The sequence below is a fragment of the Mycetocola sp. 2940 genome (assembly GCF_040548835.1).
GTDB lineage: Bacteria > Actinomycetota > Actinomycetes > Actinomycetales > Microbacteriaceae > Mycetocola_A.
On sequence record NZ_JBEPSK010000023.1, the window covers coordinates 21,178 to 27,321 of the forward strand.

Genomic DNA, 6,144 nt, shown 5'->3' on the forward strand with positions numbered 1-6,144 from the left:
AGTGAATAATCGCGGCACGAACCTTGACACCGTTCGGCGGTACAACCTGTCGCGCATACTCGGGCTCGTGCACCATCGGGGTGCCGTGTCCCGCTCGACGCTCACCCGCGAGACCGGGCTGAACCGATCGACGGTCGCCGCCCTGGTCAGCGAGCTGGCCGCGCTGCGCCTCGTCGTCGAAGCCGAACCCGACGGTGCGCGGAGCGTCGGTCGGCCGTCGCCGGTGGTGCGGCCGCATCCCGACTGCGTGGCGTTCGCCGTGAACCCGGAACAGGATGCCATCACGGTCGGCGTCGTGCGCATGCACGGGCAGGTGGTGTCGCAGGTGCGGCATGAACTTGACGAACCGCTTGGGGTGGTCGAGACGGTGCGCGTGACCGCCGGGCTGATCGCCGACCTGCAGGCTGGACTGCCGGCATCCGTCGTGGTTGCCGGAATCGGCGTCGCGGTTCCCGGGCTGGTGCGCGTGCCGGATGGCCTGGTCCGGCTGGCGCCGCACCTGGGCTGGGTCGATGCGCCGGTGGCGGCCATGCTCGCGGATGCGACCGGGTACGCCTGCTCAGCGGCGAACGACGCGAGTCTGGGGGCGCTCGCCGAGCACACGTTCGGCGCGGGTCGCGACGTCCACGACCTCATCTACCTCAACGGCGGTCCCAGCGGGATCGGTGGCGGCGTCATCGCCAACGGGATGCCGTTGGGCGGCGCGGGCGGGTACGCCGGGGAGTTCGGGCACAACCTCGTCACGGCACCGGACGGGCCCGATTCGCCGTCCACCGGGGGAGCGCTCGAGGACGAAGTCAACCGTGGCCGGCTGCTCGACCTGCTGGGCCTGAAGTCCGCCGACGCGGTGGAGCTCGAGCGGGCGCTGCTCGACTCGACCGACCCGGCGGTGCGCCGCGAGGTGTCGCGTCAGCTCCGGATCCTGAGCGTCGCCCTGCGGAACGCGATCAACGTGCTCAACCCCGAACTCGTGGTGCTCGGCGGGTTCCTCGGCTCGATCCAGGCGGTCGACGAGGAGGGCCTCGAGAACCTCGTGGCCGGCCAGACGCTCGCCGCGTCGTACGAAGACGTGCGGATCGTGCGCGCCACCCTCGGGCCGGACCTTCTGCTCATCGGAGCCGCGGAGCTCGCGTTCGAGCCGCTCATCGCCGACCCGGCGAGGGTCGCGGTGGCCGTCGAGGCCTGAGCGCACAACTCCGCCGATCCCGCGCGCGCCAGGAGCGGGAACCGCGCCCGCGCGCGGCTTTGCCCGCCTCGGCGGCAGCGTCTGGCGGAGTTATGCGCACCGACCGCCCGGCATCCCGCCTCAGCCGGGCTGGATGCCGAGCCGCTGCGCGAGCTCGGCGAGTTTCTCCTGCTCGTCGATCGACACGGCGACATAGGCGTGGATGCCGTCGGCGTCCCGTCGCAGCAGGTATTCGTAGTCGCTGTCGGTGAGGAGCTGGCCGTCGGCATCGGAGAAGTGCCAGCGCAGCCGGACGCGGATGAGGACGTCGGTGAGGTCCGCCTGTTCGAGGAGGGTGTGGGTCACCCGGGCAAGTCCGAGGCTGCGGTAGTACGGGTGAGCCTGCGAGAGCGCGTCCACCAGGGCCGAGCGCGAATCGAGTGAACCGGCGAAGTCGTCGGTCAGCACCGTGCCGGGCATGCCCCACAGCGCCGCCAGCCGTTCGGCGTCGTACGCGCCCATTGCCTCTTCATAGTTGCGGAGGAACTCGTCGATGTCGGGCGGTGTGATCATGCGCCGATGCTAGGCCGCCGGCGCCACGGTGCGCCAGCCCCAGCCCAACCTGTGCGCGGGTCTTTTCGCATGGCGCCGGCGGCTTTGCGCCCGCGCCACGCGAATCGACCCGCGCGGCGCGGGGGCGACCGGCGGCTGATATTCTGAAGCTTAGGTCGAATCGATTCGATTTCATGTCGCGCCCCGGGAATAACGGGCTTCCCGAGCGGTTACGTTCAGGGCACCGGCAGTCTGCCCGTGGCATCCGCAGCCCCTCCCTCATCTCTAGGACTCACTTTCTTGACTACCGTTGTGCACCCCGGTGACGCTCTCTCGCGTCGGCAGAGGCTCGTCTACATCCTCGTGCTCGGGTCGCTGACGGCCCTCGGGCCGTTCACCATCGACCTGTACCTGCCGGCGTTCCCGGTGCTCGAGAACGAGCTCAATGTCTCGGCGACGCTCATCCAGCTGACGCTCACCGGAACCACCATCGGCTTCGCGGTCGGCCAGTTGTTCATGGGTCCGTGGAGCGACAAGGTGGGTCGGCGGCTGCCCCTCATCCTCGCCACGAGCGTGCACATCGCCGCGAGCATCGGCGCCGCCCTCGCGCCCGACATCGTGTGGCTCGGCGTCTTCCGGGTGCTGCAGGGCGCCGGCGCCGCGGCCGGCGGTGTCGTCGCCATGGCCATGGTCCGCGACCTCTTCGGAGGCCGGCCCCTCGTCCGGATGCTGTCGCGCCTGGCACTGGTGAACGGTCTCGCCCCGATCCTCGCCCCGGTGATCGGATCGCAGCTGTTGCTGTTCCTCGACTGGCGCGGCCTGTTCGTGTTCCTCGCCATCTACGGCGTGATCGTGGTCACGGCCGTGTCGCTGTTCATCGTCGAGACGCTGCCGCCGGAGCGCCGCCACGTCGCCGGTCACTCGACCGTGCGTGACCGTTACCGCTCGGTGTTCAGCGACCGGGTGTTCGTCGGCGTCGCGCTCATCGGCGGTATGACCTTCTCCGGACTGTTCGCGTACCTGTCGGCGTCGTCGTTCCTGTTCCAGGACGTCTACGGCCTCGACCCGCAACAGTACGGCTACCTGTTCGCGATCAACTCGCTCGGCATCGTGCTCGGCGTGCAGGTCTCGTCGCGGCTGATGCGGCGTTTCGGCCCGCAATGGATCCTCGGCGTGACCACCGCGATCCAGGCCCTGGCGTCGCTCGCCATCGTCGTGCTGGCCGCGTCCGGTGCGGGGTTCCTCGGTGTGCTCATTCCGCTGTTCATCTTCATCACGGCGGCAGGCTTCGGGTTCCCAGCCGTTCAGGTGCTCGCCCTCGTCAACCACGCGCGTGAAGCGGGCACCGCAGCATCCGTTCTCGGCGCCCTGAACTTCGGGCTCGCCGGACTGATCTCGCCGATCGTGGGCTGGCTCGGGATCGACACGGCGGTGCCGATGGGCGCGGTGATGCTGGCGACGTCGCTCGTCGCGGTGTGCGCGCTGTGGCTGGTTGTGCAGCCGAGTCGGGTGCCGGCGCTCGTCGGGTAGGTCGCGCGGGTCGTTTCGTTCCGCGCGGGCGACGCTTCACCGGCGCGGCGCGAAAAGACCCGCGCAGGCCGCCGTCTCGGCGACCCCGCGAGCGAATACCCCCGTTCGGTCGGTCACGGTTGTAGCATCGGAGCTAACAGGCTCGCGGAGTGGCGGATGCCAGGCCCGGGCGCACCACGACTGAGGGGTTCTGATGAGCTACGACGCCGACCGAGCACAAGGAAATGCGGCCGACACGGCCCCAGCCGCGATCGAGCAGGATCCGACCCTGCCCCCGGTGGCGGTCCCCGACGATGAGCGGGAAGCCGAAGAGCGCAACTGGACTCCGGCGAAGATCGCCCTCTGGGCGGCGATCGCGCTCCTCGGCGGCGCAGCGTGGGTGATGCTCGCGATCGTGCGTGGCGAGACCGTGAACGCGATCTGGTTCGTCTTCGCCGCGGTCTGCACCTACCTCATCGCCTACCGGTTCTACGCCAAGTACATCGAGCGGGTCATCACGCGGCCGGACGACCGGCGCGCCACCCCGTCCGAGTACAAGGCGAATGGCAAGGACTACGTTCCGACCGACCGCCGGGTCACCTTCGGCCACCACTTCGCTGCGATCGCGGGGGCCGGGCCGCTCGTCGGACCGGTGCTCGCCGCGCAGATGGGTTACCTGCCGGGCACGCTCTGGATCATCGTCGGCGTCATCCTCGCGGGCGCCGTGCAGGACTATCTCGTGCTGTTCTTCTCGACGAGGCGCGGCGGCCGTTCGCTCGGCCAGATGGCGCGCGACCAGCTCGGCCGGGTCGGCGGCACCGCCGCCATCATCGCCACGCTCGTCATCATGGTCATCATCGTGGCCATCCTCGCCCTCGTCGTCGTCAACGCCCTCGGTGAGAGCCCGTGGGGTGTCTTCAGCGTCGCGATGACCATCCCGATCGCCCTGTTCATGGGCGTGTACCTGCGCTTCATCCGCCCAGGGAAGATCACCGAAGTGTCGATCATCGGCTTCGTGCTGCTGATGGCCGCCATCGTCGGCGGCGGCGCCGTCGCCGCGACGGACTGGGGCGCAGCGCTCTTCACCCTCGACCGCACCACCATCGCGTGGGGCATCATCATCTACGGCTTCATCGCCGCCATCCTCCCCGTCTGGCTGCTCCTCGCGCCCCGCGACTACCTCTCCACGTTCATGAAGATCGGCACGATCGTCATGCTCGCCGTTGCAATCGTCATCGTGCGGCCGGAGATCACGGTCCCCGCGTTCAGCGAGTTCGCCGGTAACCCCGCCGGCGGCCCTGTCGTTCCCGGATCGCTGTTCCCGTTCCTGTTCGTCACCATCGCCTGTGGTGCACTGAGCGGATTCCATGCGCTGATCGCATCCGGAACCACGCCGAAGCTCGTTGAGAAAGAACGCCAGACCCGGTTCATCGGCTACGGCGGAATGCTCATGGAGAGCTTCGTGGCCATCATGGCGCTCGTGGCTGCCCTATCGATCGACCGCGGCCTCTACTTCGCCATGAACATCTCGGCGGCGAACACCGGTGGAACGATCGAAGGAGCCGTTGCGTTCGTCAACTCACTCGGTCTCACCGGCGTGAACCTGACCCCCGAACTCCTCGCCGAAACCGCGAAGAACGTCGGCGAGGAGAGCATCGTCTCGCGCACCGGCGGCGCCCCGACCCTCGCCGTCGGGCTCGCGCACATCATGCAGTCGTTCATCGGCGGCGTCGGCATGATGAGCTTCTGGTACCACTTCGCCATCATGTTCGAGGCGCTCTTCATCCTCACGGCCGTCGACGCCGGCACGCGTGTCGCCCGGTTCATGCTCCAGGACACCCTCGGCAACATCATCCCCAAGTTCCGGGATGCCAGCTGGACGGCGGGGGCCTGGATCTGCACGGCCATCATGGTCGCCGCGTGGGGGGCGATCCTGATCATGGGCGTCACCGACCCGCTCGGCGGCATCAACACACTGTTCCCCCTGTTCGGTATCGCCAACCAGTTGCTCGCCGCCATCGCGCTCGCGGTCTGCCTGGCCATCGTCGCCGACAAGGGCTACTTCAGGTACCTCTGGATCGTCGCCGTGCCTCTGGCGTTCGCCACGATCGTGACGGTCACGGCATCCCTCTACAAGATCTTCTCGCCCGTTCCCGCCGTCGGCTACTGGGCTCAGAATGCGGCGTTCCGCCAGGCGCTCGCCGAGGGGGAGGAGAGCTTCGGCACGGCGCCGACCCGCGCGGCCATGGAGGCCGTCGTCCGCAACACGACCGTGCAGGGTTCGCTGTCGATCCTGTTCGTGACCCTCACGATCATCGTGATCGGCATCGCTGTGTGGCGCACGATCCGCGCGTTCCAGAACGGCGGCGGCGTGAACACCGAGGACCCGGCGGTCCCGTCGCGGATCTTCGGCGGCTCAGGGCTCTTCTCGACGAAGGCCGAGAAGCGGATCCAGAAGCAGTGGGACGCGCTGCCGGTCGAGCGGCGCCGGGTGAAGGCGAGGCACGAATGAACGCGTTAGCTGTCGGGCTCGTCAAGGCCGGCCGATATCTCAAGGCCGTGATGGGCGACAACGCCTACGAGGTGTACCTTGCCCACCACGCGCAGACGCACCCGGGCACTCCGCCGATGCCCGAGCGCACGTTCTGGCGCGAACGCGACGACGATCAGGACCGCAACCCGCAGGGTCGCTGCTGCTGAGTCCTTCGCGAGTTGGCAGTCACGCACCCAAGACAGGCCCTCAACGGTAGTTTTCGGTGCGTAACTGCCATTTCGGGGCGGTGACAGCGGTGGGGCGGGCCCCCAGGGCCGCCCCCCCCCCCCCCCCCCCCCAACGGCGGCGGGGGGTTTGGGGCCCGGGGGGGGGGGGGGCCCCCCCGGGGGGAAAAACAAACCCGGCGGGCCCCCGGGCCCCCCAG

The 6,144-nt window shown here is 69.0% G+C and carries 5 protein-coding genes; 4 read left to right on the forward strand and 1 reads right to left on the reverse strand.

Annotation, left to right across the window (positions count from 1 at the left end):
• The first annotated feature begins 1 nt into the window (after position 1).
• Complete coding sequence (locus ABIE24_RS17130; RefSeq protein WP_354502023.1) at positions 2–1,186, forward strand: ROK family transcriptional regulator; 1,185 nt, start codon at positions 2–4, stop codon at positions 1,184–1,186.
• 120 nt (positions 1,187–1,306) lie between these two features.
• Here the strand turns inward: ABIE24_RS17130 and ABIE24_RS17135 are convergent, their stop codons facing one another.
• Positions 1,307–1,738 (reverse strand): DUF6841 family protein, encoded by a 432-nt coding sequence (locus tag ABIE24_RS17135; RefSeq protein WP_354502025.1) that lies wholly within the window; start codon positions 1,736–1,738, stop codon positions 1,307–1,309.
• A gap of 279 nt (positions 1,739–2,017) precedes the next feature.
• Between ABIE24_RS17135 and ABIE24_RS17140 the strand changes: the two genes are divergently transcribed.
• The 3 genes from ABIE24_RS17140 (at position 2,018) to ABIE24_RS17150 (ending at position 5,926) form a co-directional block, all read left to right on the forward strand.
• Entirely contained in the window at positions 2,018–3,247 is a 1,230-nt protein-coding gene (locus tag ABIE24_RS17140; RefSeq protein WP_354502027.1) for a multidrug effflux MFS transporter, read from the forward strand.
• Between the two features lie 193 nt (positions 3,248–3,440).
• Positions 3,441–5,738, forward strand: a complete 2,298-nt coding sequence (locus tag ABIE24_RS17145) for a carbon starvation CstA family protein (RefSeq protein WP_354502030.1) — start codon at positions 3,441–3,443, stop codon at positions 5,736–5,738.
• Positions 5,735–5,926 carry a YbdD/YjiX family protein gene (locus ABIE24_RS17150; RefSeq protein WP_354502033.1) on the forward strand — a complete coding sequence of 64 codons (192 nt, stop codon included), beginning with the start codon at positions 5,735–5,737 and terminating at the stop codon, positions 5,924–5,926. Before ABIE24_RS17145 ends, ABIE24_RS17150 begins: the two co-directional genes overlap by 4 nt.
• Positions 5,927–6,144: the final 218 nt, after the last annotated feature.

Coding starts and splice junctions, on each gene's coding strand:
- ABIE24_RS17145 (WP_354502030.1), top strand. CDS start 3,441: ATGAGCTACGACGCCGACCGAGCACAAGGAAATGCGGCCGACACGGCC.
- ABIE24_RS17150 (WP_354502033.1), top strand. CDS start 5,735: ATGAACGCGTTAGCTGTCGGGCTCGTCAAGGCCGGCCGATATCTCAAG.
- ABIE24_RS17135 (WP_354502025.1), bottom strand. CDS start 1,738: ATGATCACACCGCCCGACATCGACGAGTTCCTCCGCAACTATGAAGAG.